The sequence below is a fragment of the Mesorhizobium sp. P2_E7 genome (genome assembly GCF_056403855.1).
In genome coordinates this window covers 128,234-144,722 of record NZ_JBFUER010000005.1, presented here as the reverse complement: position 1 = coordinate 144,722, position 16,489 = coordinate 128,234, and the positions used below count along the sequence as shown (strand labels likewise).

Genomic DNA, 16,489 nt, shown 5'->3' with positions numbered 1-16,489 from the left:
GGTGGGCCTGGACGAACGACAAAGACGCCATGGGGTGGGGCGTGTCGCAAGAAAGGCAATATCTGATGGTGCTTGACGTCAAACCCGAGCAAATCGCCAAGGAACATTTCGATCTCGTCGTCATCGGTTCCGGTTTCGGATCGTCCTTCTTCCTGCATGCCTTCGCGCAGCGCCGCAAGGCGCGCGTCCTGGTGCTGGAGTGGGGCCGCCACAACACGCATGAATGGCAGCTCGAGCAGAATGCCAACACCGACATCGATGACGAGACGACCTACAAGACCGACAATGCCGACAAGCCCTGGAATTATACGATCGGGCTTGGCGGCGGCACCAATTGCTGGTTTGCGCAGACGCCCAGGTTCCATCCGAGTGACTTCCGCCTGAAGAGCCTCTATGGCATCGGCAATGACTGGCCGATCTCCTATGACGAGCTCGAGCCTTTCTATTGCGAGGCCGAAGAGGTCATGTCGATTTCGGGCGATCCCGACATGGCGACGATGCTGCCACGCTCAAAACCGTTTCCGCAGCCGCCGCATCGCATGTCGACGCCGGACCGGATGATGAAGGCGGCGCAGCCGGGCCAGCATTTCGTCATGCCGACCGCACGCGCCCGGTTGCCGACCGCACAGCGCACATCGTGCTGCGCCAATCTGCGCTGCTGGCTCTGCCCAGCCGATGCGAAATTCACCGTCAACAATGGCCTCATGCACGTCTTCGAGCATCCCGACGTTTCGGTCTGTCTCGGTGCGGAAGTGCGGCGGCTCGATCATGTCGGCGGTTCCGTGCGCTCGGTGACGTTCATGCATGACGGCAAGGAGTACACCGTCAGCGGCGACCTGTTCGTGCTCGGCGCCAATGCCATACAGAGCCCGGCGATCATGCTGCGCTCCGGACTGGGCAGCGAGTTCGTCGGCCTCGGCCTGCACGAATCCTATGGCTGGAATTTCGAGGTCTATCTCGACGGTGTCGACAATTTCGACGGCTCCACCATCACCACCGGGTTGAATTTCGGCCTCTATGACGGCCCGCACCGGGCCGAACATGCGGCAGCCCTGGTCTATTTCGAAAACCGCTGGCAGCACGGCATGCGGGCGGAGAAGGGACGGCTGCGGCAGACGCTGCCGATCGTCATGGTGACGGAAAACCTGCTCGACCCGGACAATCACGTTGTCCTCGACGAGGACGAGAACGCCTTCGTCTCCTTCAAGGGGGCTTCCGACTACGCCGTCCAGGGCATGGCGAAAGCGCTGGACAAGCTGCCGGCACTGCTCGCCCCGCTGCCGGTGGAACGGATTTTCGACCGCGGCATAAGACCGACGGAATCGCATGTCCAGGGGACGCTGCGGATGGGCACGGGCCCGGCCGATTCGGTGGTCGACCGCGACTTGATCCACCACCAGTTGAGGAACCTCGTCGTCGTCGGCACAAGCACCTATCCGACCTGTTCCTGCGTCAATCCGAGTCTGACGGCGGCAGCGCTCTCGATGCGGGCGGCAAGCCGGATAGCGGCATGAAGGGAGCTGCCGGAATGATGAAGATATCGCGCCGTGCAGCACTCGCCTTCGTCGCCGGCGGGGTCGCCTCGACCGGCATCGCCTATGCCGCCGTGTCCTCCTTCTCGGACGAGGACCTGGTCCTGGTCACGCTCGAAAAATACCTCGGCAAGTTGAATATGCGGGTCGAGCATCTGCAGCAGTTCGTTGTGGAATTTCAAAACCGCAATCCCTGGATATCCCCGAGCGGAAACCTGGGCGACGCCGTCACCTTGCTCGAGACGGCAAAACTGGGTCAGGCGCGCCAGCTTCTGCCGCGGGAGAAGCGCCGCTATCTCCATCACTTCGACCGCGTCGTGCTCGCCGAATTCCACATGCTGACCGACTACGCCTGGCGCAGCTCGCCGAACGATCCCATCCGCTTCACCGGGTGGCAGTCATGCACCAATCCATTCGCCAATCTGGAGCCGCCCAAGGTCGCTTGAGCAACGGCAACGGCGTCGTCTGCGGCCGTCCAGAATAACGACAAGGAACACAGTCCGATGAAAGTGCTTTTTGCAGGAGGCAGCGGCTACCCACCCGAGTTCAGCGGCGGTGTCCAGTCCAGCACCCACCATCTGGCCGAGCAGTTGCTCGAACATGGCCACGAAGCCTCGGTGCTGGCCGCTTTGTTCGGCGACGGCATGTTCGGCCTCAAGGCGCGCGCCAAGATGAAGCTCTTGCGACAGCGCGGCGCCATCGATTCCCACCTTGGCTACCCCGTGGTACGGGCCTGGTTTCCGTGGGAGGCGGCTGGCTTTGCCGTCAAGAAGCTCAAGCCGGATGTCGCCGTGGTCCAGTGCCACAACTCGGTTCCGATCGGCAAAGCCCTGCAGGCCGAGGGCGTGCCGCTGGTTGTCTATCTCAGGAATGTCGAGTTCCACGAACTCTCCGGCGACCTGCGCGACCTGAAGTCTGCGCTGTACATCGCCAATTCCGAATTCACGGCGCGCACCTACAAGGAAAAATTCGGCATCGAGGCGACGGTCATTCCGCCGACCATCAACCCGGCGCATTACGCGACGCCAACGACCGGGCAATTCGTCACGCTGATCAATCCCTATGAGGAAAAAGGCTTCGATCTTGCGGTGCGCATTGCCGGCGCATGCCCCGAAATCCCGTTCCTGTTCGTCGAGAGCTGGAAGTTGGAGGACGACCATCGCGCCCGCATCGAAGCGACCATCGCACCGCTCGGCAACGTCACGCTGGAAAACCGCACCAGCGACATGAAGACCGTCTATGGCCGCACGAAGATTCTGCTGGCGCCCTCAAAGTGGGAAGAGGCCTGGGGCCGTGTGGCGTCGGAGGCCCATTGCAGCGGCATTCCCGTCGTCGGCTCGCGCCGCGGCGGCCTGCCCGAAGCGATCGGCTCCGGCGGCGTGGTGCTGGACTATGACGCGCCGCTCACCGACTGGGCAGCAGCGGTCAGTCGGCTGTGGAACGACAGCGAGGAATACAAGCGGGTATCAGCGGCGGCACGCGCCTTCTCCGAGCGGCCGGCGCTCAACCCGGAAGCGCAGTTCGCGACCTTCTTCTCGCTGATCGATCGGGCGGCGCAACAGCGCTCGCGCAAGGCCGCGTAGCGCCAGCGATATCTAGGCCGGCCGCTTGACCCGGTTCTTCAAGCTCTCGTAGCCGCGTTCGCCGAGCAGTGTGCGCGCTGCCTTCTTGACCACGGATTTGCGCCCCTCGGGCGAATTGATCTGGCGCAGTCTGGCCGGCAGGTTGCGCGCCGCCTGCTCCAGCGCCGGCAGCGACAGCGTGTCGGGGAAGGAGACGATGTTGGTTTCGACGCACAGCACCGGCTTGCCCGACAGTTTGGCTATTCTGAGCGCCTGCTCGTGTTCGCTCTCGATGAACAGGATGGCGTCCGACTTGCGGTAGAACTCGGCCTTGAAGCTGCCATGCGCGCCGAGCCTTTGCCGCTCCGCCTTGCTCGGCAGGTCGAGCATGATCAGGTGGTCGTATTTGATCTCGTGTTTGGCGAGCCAGGCTTCGGTCAGCTTGCGGTATTTCTCCAGCCGGCTGGTGACCAGCCAGCCGATCTTGCGGGTCGGTCCGAGCAGGGTCCGCGCCTCGGCCAGGAACTTCTCGTAGATCGGCCCGTCGTCGTTTTCTTCCTCGGTCGGATCGAGACAGAGCACGCCGTCAATGTCGACGCAGCATTGCTCGAGGAAGATGTGGTGCATGAAATTCCACTGGAACATCCGGGGATGCGGCACGACCTCGAGCACGACATCCGTCTCCTGGTGCTGCGGCTGCAGCCCGAACACCGCGGCGTAGATGAAATCGCCCTGGATGCCGGCGGCAGCGATCTTGTTGCGGGCATCGCGTATGGCGTTGCCGCCGGCGATGCTGTCGTCGATCACCAGGATCTTGCGCATGTCGGCATGCTGCCGGTCGAGCGCTGCGCGCCGCTTGGTGATGCCCGACGTGTAGATCCTGCCGGCGAGAAAGCTGTCGAGATCGGTCATTGGAATGTTGGCCGTCAGGCTGACAAGCGTCGCCGCGAGAATGCCGCTGCGCGGCACGCCCACCACCAGGTCGATGTCGCGCGGCAACCGGTGCAGATTGCGCAGGATGGCGTCGTTCATGTCTGAGATCGATCGGTAATTCATGGTGCTAGCCCTCAAATAGACGCGCGACAAAACATGGTCACTTCGCCTCGCTGGGTGCCGGGGCAAAGCCCCGTGCGGGTATCAATTTTATGGCCTCCCGGAGTGCCTCGCGGCCGGCGCTGAACACAAGCGAGACGGCAATGGTGATGACGTAGGCGAGCACGGCTCCTCCAGCCAGCGCGATGACCGGCTGTGCCGGCAGCAGCGGCTTGGCGAACCACACGGCGGCCAGCGCCAGATGCGCGCCGAGCACGAAAGGCGCTGCCCCGTAGAGCACATGGCGGGCCTGCAACGGTCCGCTCTTGCCGACATAGAGCCACAGGAATGGTGTGCGCATATATTCGCTGACCGCATAGGCGACCGCGACGCCGAACGCGCCATATGGCAGGCCGATTACGAAGGCGATCACCGATGTCACCGCGGTGACGATGCCCCAGCGCATGAAATCGCCGGAGCGGCCCTGGCTGACGAACAGCCAGCCCGCGGGATTGTTGAGCGGCTGCAACAGCCCGGCAAAGCCGAGCGCCAGGAAGATCGAGGCGCTTGCACGCCATTGTTCGCCAAGCACGAAAGGAATGAGCACGTCGGACATGGCAGTGGCGAAGGCAACGCCCGGCAACGCCACCAGCAGGATCAGCGGCATGACGCGCAGATAGGCGCTGCGGTAGCGGTCCGGCTCGTCCTTCAGCCTGGACAGCGCCGGCACCATCACCTTCGACAGCGGATTGGTGATCTGGCTCAGCGGAAACAACAGCAGCTTGTAGGCACGGTCATAGAGACCGAGCTGCGCCTCGCCCCAATATTTGCCGATCAACACATTGTCGAGATTGCGGGCAAAGAAGTTGGCAAAGTTGAAACCGGTAATGCCGGCGCCGAAATTGATCAGCGCCCTGATGCCGTCGACCTTGCGCGGCAGGCCGGGGCGCCATTGCGAGCTTGCCCAGTAGCAAAGCGTCGGCAGCACGGCACCCGTCAGCGTGCCGGCGAAGAGCGCCCAGTAGGAGCGGTCGATGAAGGTCCAGGCGATCGAGACGGCCAGCCCGAAGACCGCGCTTGCCACCTCGATTGCCGCCAGCCGGGCGAAATGCATGCGACGCGTCAAAAGCGCCAGATGCTGCGCGCCGAGCCCATAGGCCATGATCTGCAGCCCGAACGCGGCCACCAGGCCCGTCACCCGCGGTTCGCCATAGAAGGCTGCGACCAGGGGTGCCGCGCCAGCAAGCACGCAAGCCAGCACGGCGCTGACCGCGACATTGACCCAGAAGAGGTAGTTGACCTCCTCGTGCCGGATCCCGGTCTTCTGGATGGTCGCCTGGGTCAGGCCGAAATCCTGGAACAGCGCGATGAAGGCGAGCACCGGCGCACACATCGCCACCACGCCGAAATCCTGCGGCGACAAAAGCCGCGACAGCACGATGACTGAGACGATCTGCGTTGCGACCCGGACGCTTTGCGCCATGGCGGTAACGACAGCGCCGCGTCCGACCGATTTGCGCAGTGAGCCCTCGGGCGGATCGAATGCACTGGTTTCCAAATTCAGGATTCCTGATTTTACGCCGGTCCGACAATCGTCACGACCGGCGCCCGCCGCCATCAACAAACTACAGCAATACGTTTTTGCAGTGCAACAAAAAACGTGCACTTATTGCTACGGCGCACCAAAAATGTTGCGATGCAGCAAAAGCTGGGTTAGCATTCCCTTGGGTGGGCCAACAGCGGTCGAGTTTTCATGCTGCATGTCTTGTACCTTGTGCACGACGTTTCCGACCCGGCCGTGCGCCGGCGGATCATAATGCTCAGGGCAGGCGGCGCGCGGGTCACATTGGCCGGCTTCCGTCGGACCACAAATGCTGTTCCCGACGTCGAGGGTCTGCAGCCGATCGACCTTGGCGCGACGCGTGACGGCCGATTCGGCCAGCGCATGGCGGCGGTCGCCAAGGCGGCGCTGTCGATAGGCTCGAAGCTTGCGGCGATGCCCAAGCCCGGCCTCATCATCGCGCGCAATCTGGAAATGCTGGCGCTGGCCAGGCGTGCGAAGGCAGTCTTCAGCGGCGTGCCGATTGTTTACGAATGCCTCGACATCCACCGCCTGGTGTTGCGCAACGACATGCTGGGCAAGGCGCTGCGCACCGCGGAGCGTTATCTCGCCCGCGACGTGAAGCTTCTGGTGACCAGTTCGCCGGCCTTCATCGCCAACTATTTCAAGCCGTTCGGGCAAGTCGCCGCACCGGTGGAACTGGTCGAAAACAAATATTTCGAAACCGCGCCGATCGCCACGGACGATCGCCTGAAGGCGGAAAACCCTGTCGCGCCGCCCTGGCGCATTGGCTGGTTCGGCGCGCTGCGCTGCCGCCGCTCACTGGAGCTGCTCGCCGATTTCACCCGCCGCCAAAGCGGGTGCTTCGAGGTCGTCCTGCGGGGCCGTCCGGCACTTTCTGAATTTCCGGATTTCCACGCTTTTGTCGAAGCCGAGCCCTACCTCTCCTTCCGTGGCCCCTACCGCAACCCGGAAGACATGGCGGCGATCTACGGCGAAGTGCATTTCTCCTGGGCCATCGACTTCTTCGAGGAAGGGCAGAACTCGGAATGGCTGTTGCCCAACCGTCTTTATGAAGGCTGCCGCTTCGGCGCCGTGCCGATCTCGATGGGCAACACCGAGACCGGGCGCTTCCTCAACCAGCAGGACATCGGCATTCTGCTCTCCGAAGCCACACCCGAGACGCTGGAAACCGCGCTCGGCCGGATGGACCAGGAGCGCTTTGGCAAGGCCAAAGCGCGCGTGCTGGCCCGCAATCCGAGAACCTGGAGCTACGACCGCAGCGACTGCCGCGCCTTTGTCGACAAGCTGCGTGGTCTGGCGGCGGCACCCGGCGGCCCCTTCGTCACCGAGGCATTGGCTTAGGGATGATTGGCGATGGGAAAAGAGCAGAGCATGGGAAGACGCCGATGACGCAAACCGGAGCGCTTCCGCCAAGCCTGATCGTCATTCCGTGCCTCAACGAGGCGGCGCATATCGGTGCGCTGCTCGAACAGCTAAGGCCGGCCTCGCTAAGGCTCGGCGCCCGCATCGTCGTTGCCGATGGCGGCAGCACCGACGGCACTTTGGCCATTGTCGAGGCGGTTGCGGCCAAGGACCCTCAGGTCATCCTCCTGCACAACCCGAAGCGCATCCAGAGCGCTGCGATCAACCTTGCCGTCGCCAGCTACGGCGCCGGCGCCGAATATCTCATCCGCATCGACGCGCATGGCGGCTATCCCGCCGACTATTGCGACCGGCTGGTCGAGGAGGCGCTGGCCACATCGGCGGATTCGGTTGTCGTGTCGATGCTGACCAGCGGCAGCGGCGCGGTGCAGAAAGCGGTCGCGGCGGCTCAGAATTCCAAGCTCGGCACCGGCGGCTCCAAGCACCGGCACCTCTCGGCCGGCGAATGGGTCGACCATGGCCATCACGCGCTGATCCGCATTTCAGCCTTCACTGCGGTTGGCGGCTATGACGAGACCTTCAGCCACAATGAGGACGCCGAGCTCGATTACCGGCTGCGCCAGGCCGGCTACCGCATCTGGATGAGCGGCAAGACGCAGATGGTCTACTATCCGCGTTCGTCGCTGAAAGGCCTGTATTTCCAGTATCTCGGCTATGGCCGCGGCCGCGCCAAGAACGTGCTCAAGCACCGCATGATCCCGAAGGTCCGGCAGATGATTCCGCTGCTGGTGGCGCCGGTCGTTCTTCTCGCGGCATTTTCCTTCATCCATTGGCTGGCGGCGGTGCCGCTGCTGGTCTGGGCCTCGGTCTGTCTCGGCTATGGCATCGTGACCGCGATTACCCAGCGCAATCCCAACAATGTGCTGGCCGGTATTTCGGCCATGGTCATGCATTTCGGCTGGTCGGTCGGCTTTTGGCTGCAACTGCTCGGGGCGCGATCGCAGCGCAAGGTGGCGTGATGAGCATGGCCTCCAGGGATCGTCGCATCGACATCTGCGTCTGCACGTTTCGCCGGCCGGAACTGGCCGACACGCTGCGCTCGCTCGCTGCTCTTGCCATGCCCGCCGGCTTCGGCATCGGCGTCATCGTCGCCGACAATGACGACGAGCCGACCGCCGAGCCGCTGGTGACCGCCCTAGCGAGCGAATTGCAGCTGCTGGTCCGCTACCGGCATGCACCGGCGCGCAACATCTCGGTCGCCCGCAACGCCTGTCTTGACACCAGCACGGCGGATTTTGTCGCCTTCATCGACGACGACGAAACCGCCTCCTCGCAATGGCTGGCCGAATTGGTCGCTGCGGCGGAGACAAGCGGCGCCGAGGCCGTGCTCGGTCCGGTGCGGGCGCTCTACCGCCCGGATGCGCCGGACTGGATGCGCAAGGGCGATTTCCATTCGACCTTGCCGGTCTGGGTGCAGGGCGAAATCCGCACCGGCTACACCTGCAACGTGCTTCTGAGGATGAGCGCCGACAGCTTGCGCGACCGGCGTTTCAGCCTGGCGCGCGGCCAGAGCGGTGGCGAGGATACCGAGTTCTTCGATCGCATGGTCAGGGACGGCGGCCGCATCGCTTTTGCGCCGCAGGCCTGGGTCGAGGAAGTAGTGCCGCGTTCGCGCGCCGCATTCGACTGGCTGCGCCGCCGCCGCTTCCGCTTCGGCCAGACGCATGGCCACCTCATCGGCCAAAATGCCGGTGCTGTCAGACGCGCGAAGAATATCGGCCTTGCCTCGGCCAAGGCCGCCTACTGCTTCGGCATGGCGGCACTCACCGCGATCAGCCCCGTCCGCCGCAACCGCAGCGTCTTGCGTGGCATCATGCATGTCGGTGTCGTCAGCGGCCTGGTCGGTATCAGCGAGATCCGCCAATACGGCCTGCCATCCCCACAGCAAGGAGGCAAGCGTGCAGCCTGACGTCTCCTTTGTCATCGCCGCCTACAATGCCGCGGCCACGCTTGACCGGGCGATCGCCAGCGCCATCGCCCAGCGCGATGTCAGTGTTGAAATCATCGTCGTCGACGACCAGTCGCGCGACAACACGCTCGACGTCGCGAGAGCCTACCCGCAGGACATCGTCCGCGTCGTCGCACTGCCCGCAAATCGCGGACCGGGTGGCGCCAGGAATGCCGGGCTCGAGCTGGCCTGCGGCCGCTGGGTCGCGGTGCTCGATTCCGACGATGCCGTCCTTCCCGGGCGGCTTGCCGCCATGATCGCGCGGGCGGAAAAGGCAGGCGCTGTGATCGCCGTCGACAACCTCCAGGTGGTGCGCGAGGACGGCGTCGCCGAAGCGACGATGTTTCCCGCCGAATATCTGGAAGGCCTGCGTGAAATCACGCTCGCCGACTACATCGCCGGCAACATCGTTTTCGAGTCCACGTTCAATCTCGGCTATCTCAAGCCGATCTTCCAGCGCCGCTTCCTGACCGAAAACGGACTTCGCTATGATGAAAATCTGAGCATCGGCGAGGACTACATCCTGCTCGCCAACGCGCTGGCCAAGGGTGGCAAATGCGTGGTCGAGCCGACGACCGGCTATATCTACCACATCCGCACAGGTTCGATATCGCGCGTGCTCGAGCTTCACCATGTCGAGGCGATGCGCAAGGCCGATGCGGTCTTCGCCGAGGCGAATTCCATGGACGCGGCTGCTGCGGCCGCCTTCGCCAGGCGCGCCCGCAGCCTGCGCAAGGCGGCATCGTTCCTGTCGCTGGTCCAGCACATCAAGGCGCGCTCGCCGTTGAAGGCGTTACGCACCGCGCTAAGTGATCCGGCGGCTGTCAGGCATATGTCGATGCCGATCGCCGTCCGGCTACGGAGGGTGGCGGCACAGTTTGCCGTGGGGACGGGGAGATGAGGCATGCGGGCCAGAGCATGATCCCGAAAAGTGGAAACCGGTTTTCGGAAAAGATCATGCTCCAACAATGAATCAGCCGGCGATAGGTAGAAATCTTTTTCTCTCAGAAGGAATACCAGATGCAGAAAGTCAGGAAGGCAGTCATCCCGGTGGCGGGGCTCGGAACACGGTTCCTGCCGGCGACCAAATCGATGCCCAAGGAAATGCTGCCCGTGGTCGACCGGCCCGTCGTCCAATATGCGGTGGACGAGGCTTTCGAAGCCGGTATCGAGCACATTGTGTTCGTCACCGGCCGCAATAAGGCGGTCATCGAGGACTATTTCGACCTGCATCCTGAACTGATCGGAACGCTTGAGCAGACCGGCAAGAAGACCCAGCTGGAGGCACTTGAAAGCATGCTGCCGGTGGCCGGCGCCACCAGCTTCATCCGCCAGCAGTCGCCGCAGGGCCTCGGCCATGCGGTGTGGTGCGCGCGCGAAGTCATCGGCGACGAGCCGTTTGCGCTGCTGCTTCCCGACATGGTGTCGTTCGGCGGCCGCGGATGCCTGGCCGAAACCGTCGACCTCTATCGGCAGACCGGCGGCAACGTCATCGCCGTCGAGCGCTGCGAGCCGTCTGAGACCAGCAAATATGGCATTGTCGGCCGTGGCGCCGAGGTCGGCGGCGGCTTCGAGGTGACGGCCATGGTCGAAAAGCCTGCGCCGGCCAATGCGCCGTCGAATTACTACATCAACGGCCGCTACATCCTGCAGCCTGAGATTTTCTCGTTGCTGGGTAACCAGCAGCGCGGCGCCGGCAACGAAATCCAGCTCACCGACGCCATGGTCCGCCTGGCGAAAAGCCAGTCTTTCTATGCCCAGCCGTTCCACGGCCGGATGTTCGACTGCGGTTCCAAGGAAGGCTTCATCGAGGCCACCATCGCCTTCGCGCTGGCGCGCGACGACATGAAGGGGCCGGTCTTCAAAATGCTTCAGGAGTTCGTGCGGTCGCATGAGCGTCAGGAAGTGGCCGCATAATGCCCATCTTTCGAGGGCATATGCGTTTGGACGATGGCGCAGCTCATGCTTGCGCGCCTGGCCGTTCAGGTCCGGCACCAGATGGCATGAAGCTTGCGTTGCATATCTTGCCCCCGATCTCCGCAGCTTCGGATGAGACGGGGACTGACCCCGTCTCGCTCCGGCGCCTGTAAAAAAGAATTGGACCGAAGATGAACTATGCCAGCTTTCCTCTCGACAAGAGGATGCCATTGCCCAACACCGATCAGGAAAAGGGTGAAGACTTCATCGACGTCGAGCGCCTGCTTGGCATGGCGGCGCGCCAGGTCAAGGTGGTGGCGGTCTGCGCCATCATCGGCCTGTTCCTGGGCGTGCTTTATCTGCAGACCACGCCCAAGCAATACATGTCGGTCGCCAGCGTGCTGATCGACGAAGGCCTGAACAAGGTCGTCGACGACATCTCGGCTGCCTCCGTCACCATGCAGACCGACGCCGCCCTGCTCAGCCAGATCGAAATCATTACCTCGGCGCGGTTGGCTTCGGTGGTGGTCGACAAGCTGAAGCTCGACGAGAACGCAGAGTTCATGAACCCGCCGCAATCGGCGCTGGTCAAGGGCATCGGCTTCGTGCGCGGCGTGATCGGCTATTTCCGCTCCAGTTCCGCCGACCAGATCCCAGGCATGGAAAACGTCGACGAGGCGACACGCCAGGCCATGATGCAGACGGCGCGCCACGACTACGCCGTGCTGAAGTTGCAGAGCGAGGTGCTGGCGCAGCGCAACGGCCGCTCCTATGTGCTGGCCATCGGCTACCAGTCGACGAATCCGGCGCTGGCCACCGCCATTACCAAGGCCTATGCCGATGCTTATCTGGCCGACCAGCTCAACGCCAGCTTCGACGCCACCGAGCGCGCGGCGGTCTGGCTGCAGGGCCGGTTGACCGAGCTTCGGCAAAACTCGCAGGCAGCGGCGCTCGCGGTCGAGAAGTTCAGGTCCGAGCACGGCCTGGCCGCCAACAGCGACGGCCAGCTGATCAGCGACAAGCAGATCGCCGACCTCACCGCCCAGCTCATTGTCGCGCAGGCCGATACGGCGCGCGCCAGCGCCCGCTACCAGCAATACAAGGCGATCGTCGAAAGCGGTTCCGACAACGCCTTCAACGATTCCGCCATATCGAGCGACCAGCCGGCGAGTTCCGTCATTGCAACGCTCAAGACCCGCTATCTCACCGTCGCCAAGCGGCTTCAGGACGTGACGGCCAATTTCGGCGCCGACCATCCGCAAGCCGTGGCGTTGGCCAAGGAGAAGGCCGATCTGTCGACACAGATTTTCGGCGAGTTGAAGCAGCTGACCGAAAGCTATCGCAACGAATATGAAGTCGCGCTTTCGCGCGAGACGTCGCTGAGGCAGAAGATCGCCGACGCTGCCGGCAAGAGCTCCATCGACAACCAAAGCCAGGTCAAGCTGCGCGAACTCGACCAGCAGGCGCAGGCGCTGACCACGCTCTACCAGACCTTCCTTGGCCGCTACGAGGAAGCCTCGCAGCAGCAGTCTTTCCCGGTCGGCAAGGTGCGCATCATCTCGGATGCTTCGCAGCCGCTTTCCGCCTCGAGCCCGCGCTCCTCCAGGGTGCTGGCGCTGTCATTGGTGCTTGGCGTGCTGCTTGGCGCCGGCTTTGGTGGCCTGAACGAGTTCAACGAACGCTTCTTCAGGACCGGCGAGGACATCCGCGATCGCGTCGGCCTCAAATTTCTCGGCTATCTGCCGACAATCGGCGGCAGGCTGGGCAAGGATACTGACGACGGTGCGGCGGATGCCAAAGGCACCAACACCTTGTCGGCGGCCGAAAAGCGGGCGCGCATGCGGGTCAGCGTCGACGCGCCGGCATCGATGTTCTCCGAAACGCTGCGCAACGCCAAGATCGCCTTCGATGTCGTCATGGAAGGGCAAGGCAGCCGGGTCATCGGCGTGGTCTCGGTCCTGCCCGGCGAGGGCAAGTCGACGGTCGCCGCCAATCTCGCCGGATTGCTTGCCGCCAACGGCTCGAAGACCCTTCTGATCGATGCCGATCTGCGCAATCCGGGCCTCAGCCGCAACCTCGGCATGGAGGCCGAGCAAGGGCTGATGGAAGCCGTGGTCAACGGCCAGACCTGGCAGTCGGTCGGCAAGGTCGACCGCCAGACCAAACTGGCGATCATCCCGGCCGTGCTGCGTGGGCAGTTCTCGCACACCAGCGAGCTGCTGTCGTCGGCCGGCATGCGGCGCTTCATCGACAACGCCAAGGAGACGTTCGAGTACATCGTCGTCGACCTGCCGCCGCTCGGGCCTGTGGTCGACGCCAAGGCCTTCGCGCCGCTGGTCGACGGCTTCGTGCTGGTCGCCGAATGGGGCCGCACGCCGCGCGCCATGGTGCGCTCGCTGCTGGAGCAGGAGCCTTACGTCGCCAACAAGGTCGTCGGCGCCGTGCTCAACAAGGTCGATCTGAAGAAGCTGGCGAAATACGGTTCGCTCGGCGGCTCGGAGAAATTCTTCGACCGCTATTCGAGCTATTATCTCGAAAAGTCAGACCTGCGTGCCAAGACGGCCGCGTAAAGCCAGCGCAGAACGAGTTCAAGCAGGCCAGTGTTAGACGCTGGCCTGCTTTGGTCCCTTGGCTTGCGGAATGGGGCAAGACGCCGGCGCCGGCGGTATGGCGCTGCTGACGGGTGGCGAGGGATAGTACTGCGTCGTTTGCTGAACCTGCTGTGCGGCAACCGTCCCTTTCAGCAGCTGGATCAACATCAGCGCTTCGTCCAGTCCCGACGAAATCCCGCCGCCGGTCAGGCGGTTGCGGTCGAGCACGAAACGCGGGTGGCCTTCGGCGACGATGACTTTGGGAAAGCGCTCGGCGAAGCAGGGAATGAACGCCCAGTGCGTGGTCGCATTGTATCCGTCAAGCAGCCCCGCGGTGGCGAGCAGCATGGCGCCTTCGCACACCGAGCATACCATCGGCGTGCGCTTCGCCTGCTTGATCAGAAAATCGAGATATCTGCGCTTGGGGTCGTCAATGATCTTGGCAAAGCCTTCGGGTCGCCGCCTGGTACCCAGAGCGCATCGTATTTGCGCGCTTCGGCAAAGCCTTTGGTGACTTCAAAGGCGAATCCGTTGCCGCGGAACCGTTTCATGCCCGGCTTTTCGGCAAGCAGATCGATGTCGAATCCGGCCCAGCCGAACATTTCGAACGGACCTGTCACGTCGAGCATATCGACATGATCGTAAACCGGAATGCCGATCCTCATCGTCGCGCTCCTGGCAAAGCCTCATTCAACTGTCGAATGAGAGTATTATTGCCATGGTTACCTCGAATTCGAAGCATGGGATAGAGAATCGCCCGGCCTTTTTCTGGACAGGCTCTGCCTCAGGAAAAGATCAGCTTGCCGAATTTGTCGGCGATCCTGACGGCCGTCAGCCGGCCGCTGTGAAAGGCGCCGGTGTCGATATCGAGCCTGCGTCCGTCGAGCCGGGGGATGTCGACAGGCGTGTGTCCGTGCACCACAAAGCGGTCGAGCAGATGGGCGGCGTCGAAGAACTCGTCGCGGATGTTGAGCAGGTCCTGCTCATCCTGCGCCACAAGGTCGATGCCCGGCCTGATGCCGGCATGGACGAAGACGAATTTGTCCGAACAGAGCAACACCGGCAGGCTGCGCAGGAAGTCGATATGGCTGGCCGGGATGACCTCCCTTACGCGCCGGTCGACCTCGTCGCTGGATGCATAGAGGCTGGCAAGCCGCGCCGGATCGACGCCATAGGAGAACAGCGTCTCGCGACCGCCGACCGCCAGCCAGCGATCGCGCGAGAGATAACCGTCGAGATAGTGCAGCATCGCCACTTCATGGTTTCCCGCCAGGCAGACGCGCAGGAAGCCTTGTGGCGGCGGCGCCAGAAGATGGTCGAGCACGCGCGCCGATTGCGGCCCGCGGTCGATATAGTCGCCGAGCATGACGATGATCTTGCGCCCGCGAAATTGCAGGCCGTCGAGCGCGATCTTCTCTTCCAGCGACAGCAATTCCTTGTAGCAGCCATGCACGTCGCCGATCGCGTAGACGACGGTGTCCTCCATATCCATTTCCAGGCGCTCGCGCGGCGCCTGCCTTGGGGGTCTGGATCGCTGAAACAAGGCCACTGGGGCTCGATGCCTGCCGAAAGTCGGGTTTCGTTTCCGCGGATGCGCCCTCGTGGCGCACCGCAAACCCGTGGATACAGGGCAGGCGTTGGAAATTCCATAACGTTGGCAGGCAGCTTTCGCCGGCCGGCCTCAAGGCTTGGTGATCAGGCGGCCTTGAGGCGGTAGCGGAACACGGTGTGGTCGAGCAGAAGCCGGATGCGCGGCTCGGCCTCGATCGCCACCAGCCAGCTGGCGGCAATCATCGTCGCCCCGGCAACGGCGATCGAAAGCGGATAGGGCACGCCGGCGCGCATCATGGCGCCGATCATCGCCGCGCCGACGACGTCATGCAGGAGATAGAGCGGATAGGTCATCAGGCCGATGCGGCGCCAGCCGGACCAGGACAAATCGAGCCGCAACGACCATGCCATCGATGCCACGGCGGCGAGGAAGATTACGATTGGCGGCGCATAGGGCATCGCCGCTTCGACCTTGATGGCATGCACGTCGACGGAACTCATGATCTCCAGCACGCCGCCGGCCAGAAACACCGCGGCAAAGCCGAGCCGAGCCGGGGTCACCGCCTTGAACCGCATCAGCCACAACAGGACGCCGAGCGCAAAGAAACAGCCATGATGCACCAGCGTCAGCAGCAGCCAGCGCGTCTCGGCGAGGTTGGAAAGATCGAGGGGATAATACAGGCACCAGAACAGCGTGCTGACCAGCCCGATGACGATGGCGACCGTTTCCATCAGGTCGAAGCGGCCGAGCCTGAGCAATGTCCAGACAATGGCGTAGAAGGCGATCTCGATGCCGAGCGTCCAGTAGACGCTGTCGACCCACGGATCGAAGGGAACGAACAGCCCGGTGCGCAGCAATCGGATTACCGCATCTGTCGGCCAGCTGAGGCCGAGATAGAGCAGCACGACAGCGGTGATCGGGGCGCAGACCCAGACGGCCGGCGCCAGCCGCTTCACCCTTGCCTCGAAGAACCGCAAGGGCGTCGAGCGCTCGGCGCTGAAGGCGATGACGAAGCCGCTGATGACGAAGAAGATTTGAACACCGACCCAGCCGGAGCCGACAAAGGCCATTTCCGGATGCGGCGGGATACCGCCGGTGGCGCGGGCCGAAATACCGTCGGGAAACGCCCATACCCAAAAGCCGTAGTGGTAGAACATCACCATGACGGCGGCCAAAAAACGCAATATGTCGACGCCGCCGAATGTCGTCTTGTGCTGAGCCATGCCGTACCTTCGGGATGGCCCCCCGCGCAAACTTTAAAGTCTGTTGCTGCATTGCACAACAGACGATTGCAGTGCGGGATGATTTTGCCGCCACGCTTCTGTGCGGCTCCGCCCCCGCAGCGCCG

The 16,489-nt window shown here is 63.3% G+C and carries 15 protein-coding genes; 9 read left to right on the top strand and 6 right to left on the bottom strand.

The window, feature by feature from the left end; genetic code table 11:
- Positions 1 to 65: 65 nt before the first annotated feature.
- Genes AC1DYC_RS23690 through AC1DYC_RS23680 form a run of 3 tightly spaced genes read left to right on the top strand, consistent with a single transcriptional unit; the run spans position 66 to position 3,115 of the window.
- On the top strand, positions 66 to 1,514 hold the full coding sequence (locus AC1DYC_RS23690) for a GMC oxidoreductase (RefSeq protein WP_477410541.1): 1,449 nt from the start codon (positions 66 to 68) through the stop codon (positions 1,512 to 1,514).
- Between the two features lie 14 nt (positions 1,515 to 1,528).
- Complete coding sequence (locus tag AC1DYC_RS23685; RefSeq protein WP_477410223.1) at positions 1,529 to 1,978, top strand: hypothetical protein; 450 nt, start codon at positions 1,529 to 1,531, stop codon at positions 1,976 to 1,978.
- A gap of 57 nt (positions 1,979 to 2,035) precedes the next feature.
- Positions 2,036 to 3,115, top strand: a complete 1,080-nt coding sequence (locus AC1DYC_RS23680; RefSeq protein WP_477410222.1) for a glycosyltransferase — start codon at positions 2,036 to 2,038, stop codon at positions 3,113 to 3,115.
- Positions 3,116 to 3,127: 12 nt separating this feature from the next.
- Here the strand turns inward: AC1DYC_RS23680 and AC1DYC_RS23675 are convergent, their stop codons facing one another.
- Positions 3,128 to 4,150 (bottom strand): phosphoribosyltransferase, encoded by a 1,023-nt coding sequence (locus AC1DYC_RS23675; protein ID WP_477410221.1) that lies wholly within the window; start codon positions 4,148 to 4,150, stop codon positions 3,128 to 3,130.
- Positions 4,151 to 4,187: 37 nt separating this feature from the next.
- Positions 4,188 to 5,684 (bottom strand): lipopolysaccharide biosynthesis protein, encoded by a 1,497-nt coding sequence (locus AC1DYC_RS23670; protein ID WP_477410220.1) that lies wholly within the window; start codon positions 5,682 to 5,684, stop codon positions 4,188 to 4,190.
- 195 nt (positions 5,685 to 5,879) lie between these two features.
- Between AC1DYC_RS23670 and AC1DYC_RS23665 the strand changes: the two genes are divergently transcribed.
- From AC1DYC_RS23665 to AC1DYC_RS23640, 6 genes are all read left to right on the top strand, one after another.
- Entirely contained in the window at positions 5,880 to 7,052 is a 1,173-nt protein-coding gene (locus AC1DYC_RS23665) for a glycosyltransferase family protein (RefSeq protein WP_477410219.1), read from the top strand.
- A 44-nt stretch (positions 7,053 to 7,096) separates the two neighbouring features.
- Positions 7,097 to 8,092: a glycosyltransferase family 2 protein gene (locus AC1DYC_RS23660; protein ID WP_477410218.1), complete on the top strand. Its 996-nt coding sequence runs from the start codon at positions 7,097 to 7,099 to the stop codon at positions 8,090 to 8,092.
- Positions 8,092 to 9,042 (top strand): glycosyltransferase family 2 protein, encoded by a 951-nt coding sequence (locus AC1DYC_RS23655; protein WP_477410217.1) that lies wholly within the window; start codon positions 8,092 to 8,094, stop codon positions 9,040 to 9,042. The genes AC1DYC_RS23660 and AC1DYC_RS23655 overlap by 1 nt, the downstream gene beginning before the upstream one ends.
- On the top strand, positions 9,032 to 9,982 hold the full coding sequence (locus AC1DYC_RS23650; RefSeq protein ID WP_477410216.1) for a glycosyltransferase family 2 protein: 951 nt from the start codon (positions 9,032 to 9,034) through the stop codon (positions 9,980 to 9,982). Before AC1DYC_RS23655 ends, AC1DYC_RS23650 begins: the two co-directional genes overlap by 11 nt.
- Positions 9,983 to 10,101: 119 nt before the next feature.
- Positions 10,102 to 10,998, top strand: coding sequence for a UTP--glucose-1-phosphate uridylyltransferase GalU (gene galU, locus AC1DYC_RS23645; protein ID WP_477279069.1), 897 nt, complete (start codon positions 10,102 to 10,104; stop codon positions 10,996 to 10,998).
- Positions 10,999 to 11,189: 191 nt separating this feature from the next.
- Positions 11,190 to 13,568: a polysaccharide biosynthesis tyrosine autokinase gene (locus AC1DYC_RS23640; protein ID WP_477410215.1), complete on the top strand. Its 2,379-nt coding sequence runs from the start codon at positions 11,190 to 11,192 to the stop codon at positions 13,566 to 13,568.
- Positions 13,569 to 13,601: 33 nt separating this feature from the next.
- Here AC1DYC_RS23640 and AC1DYC_RS23635 read toward each other — a convergent pair whose 3' ends face one another.
- The 4 genes from AC1DYC_RS23635 to AC1DYC_RS23620 form a co-directional block, all read right to left on the bottom strand.
- Complete coding sequence (locus AC1DYC_RS23635; protein ID WP_477410214.1) at positions 13,602 to 13,964, bottom strand: type 1 glutamine amidotransferase family protein; 363 nt, start codon at positions 13,962 to 13,964, stop codon at positions 13,602 to 13,604.
- Positions 13,965 to 13,987: 23 nt separating this feature from the next.
- Positions 13,988 to 14,254: a type 1 glutamine amidotransferase family protein gene (locus tag AC1DYC_RS23630; protein WP_477410213.1), complete on the bottom strand. Its 267-nt coding sequence runs from the start codon at positions 14,252 to 14,254 to the stop codon at positions 13,988 to 13,990.
- A gap of 119 nt (positions 14,255 to 14,373) precedes the next feature.
- Positions 14,374 to 15,081, bottom strand: coding sequence for a metallophosphoesterase (locus tag AC1DYC_RS23625; protein WP_477410212.1), 708 nt, complete (start codon positions 15,079 to 15,081; stop codon positions 14,374 to 14,376).
- Between the two features lie 203 nt (positions 15,082 to 15,284).
- On the bottom strand, positions 15,285 to 16,364 hold the full coding sequence (locus AC1DYC_RS23620) for an acyltransferase family protein (protein ID WP_477410211.1): 1,080 nt from the start codon (positions 16,362 to 16,364) through the stop codon (positions 15,285 to 15,287).
- Positions 16,365 to 16,489: the final 125 nt, after the last annotated feature.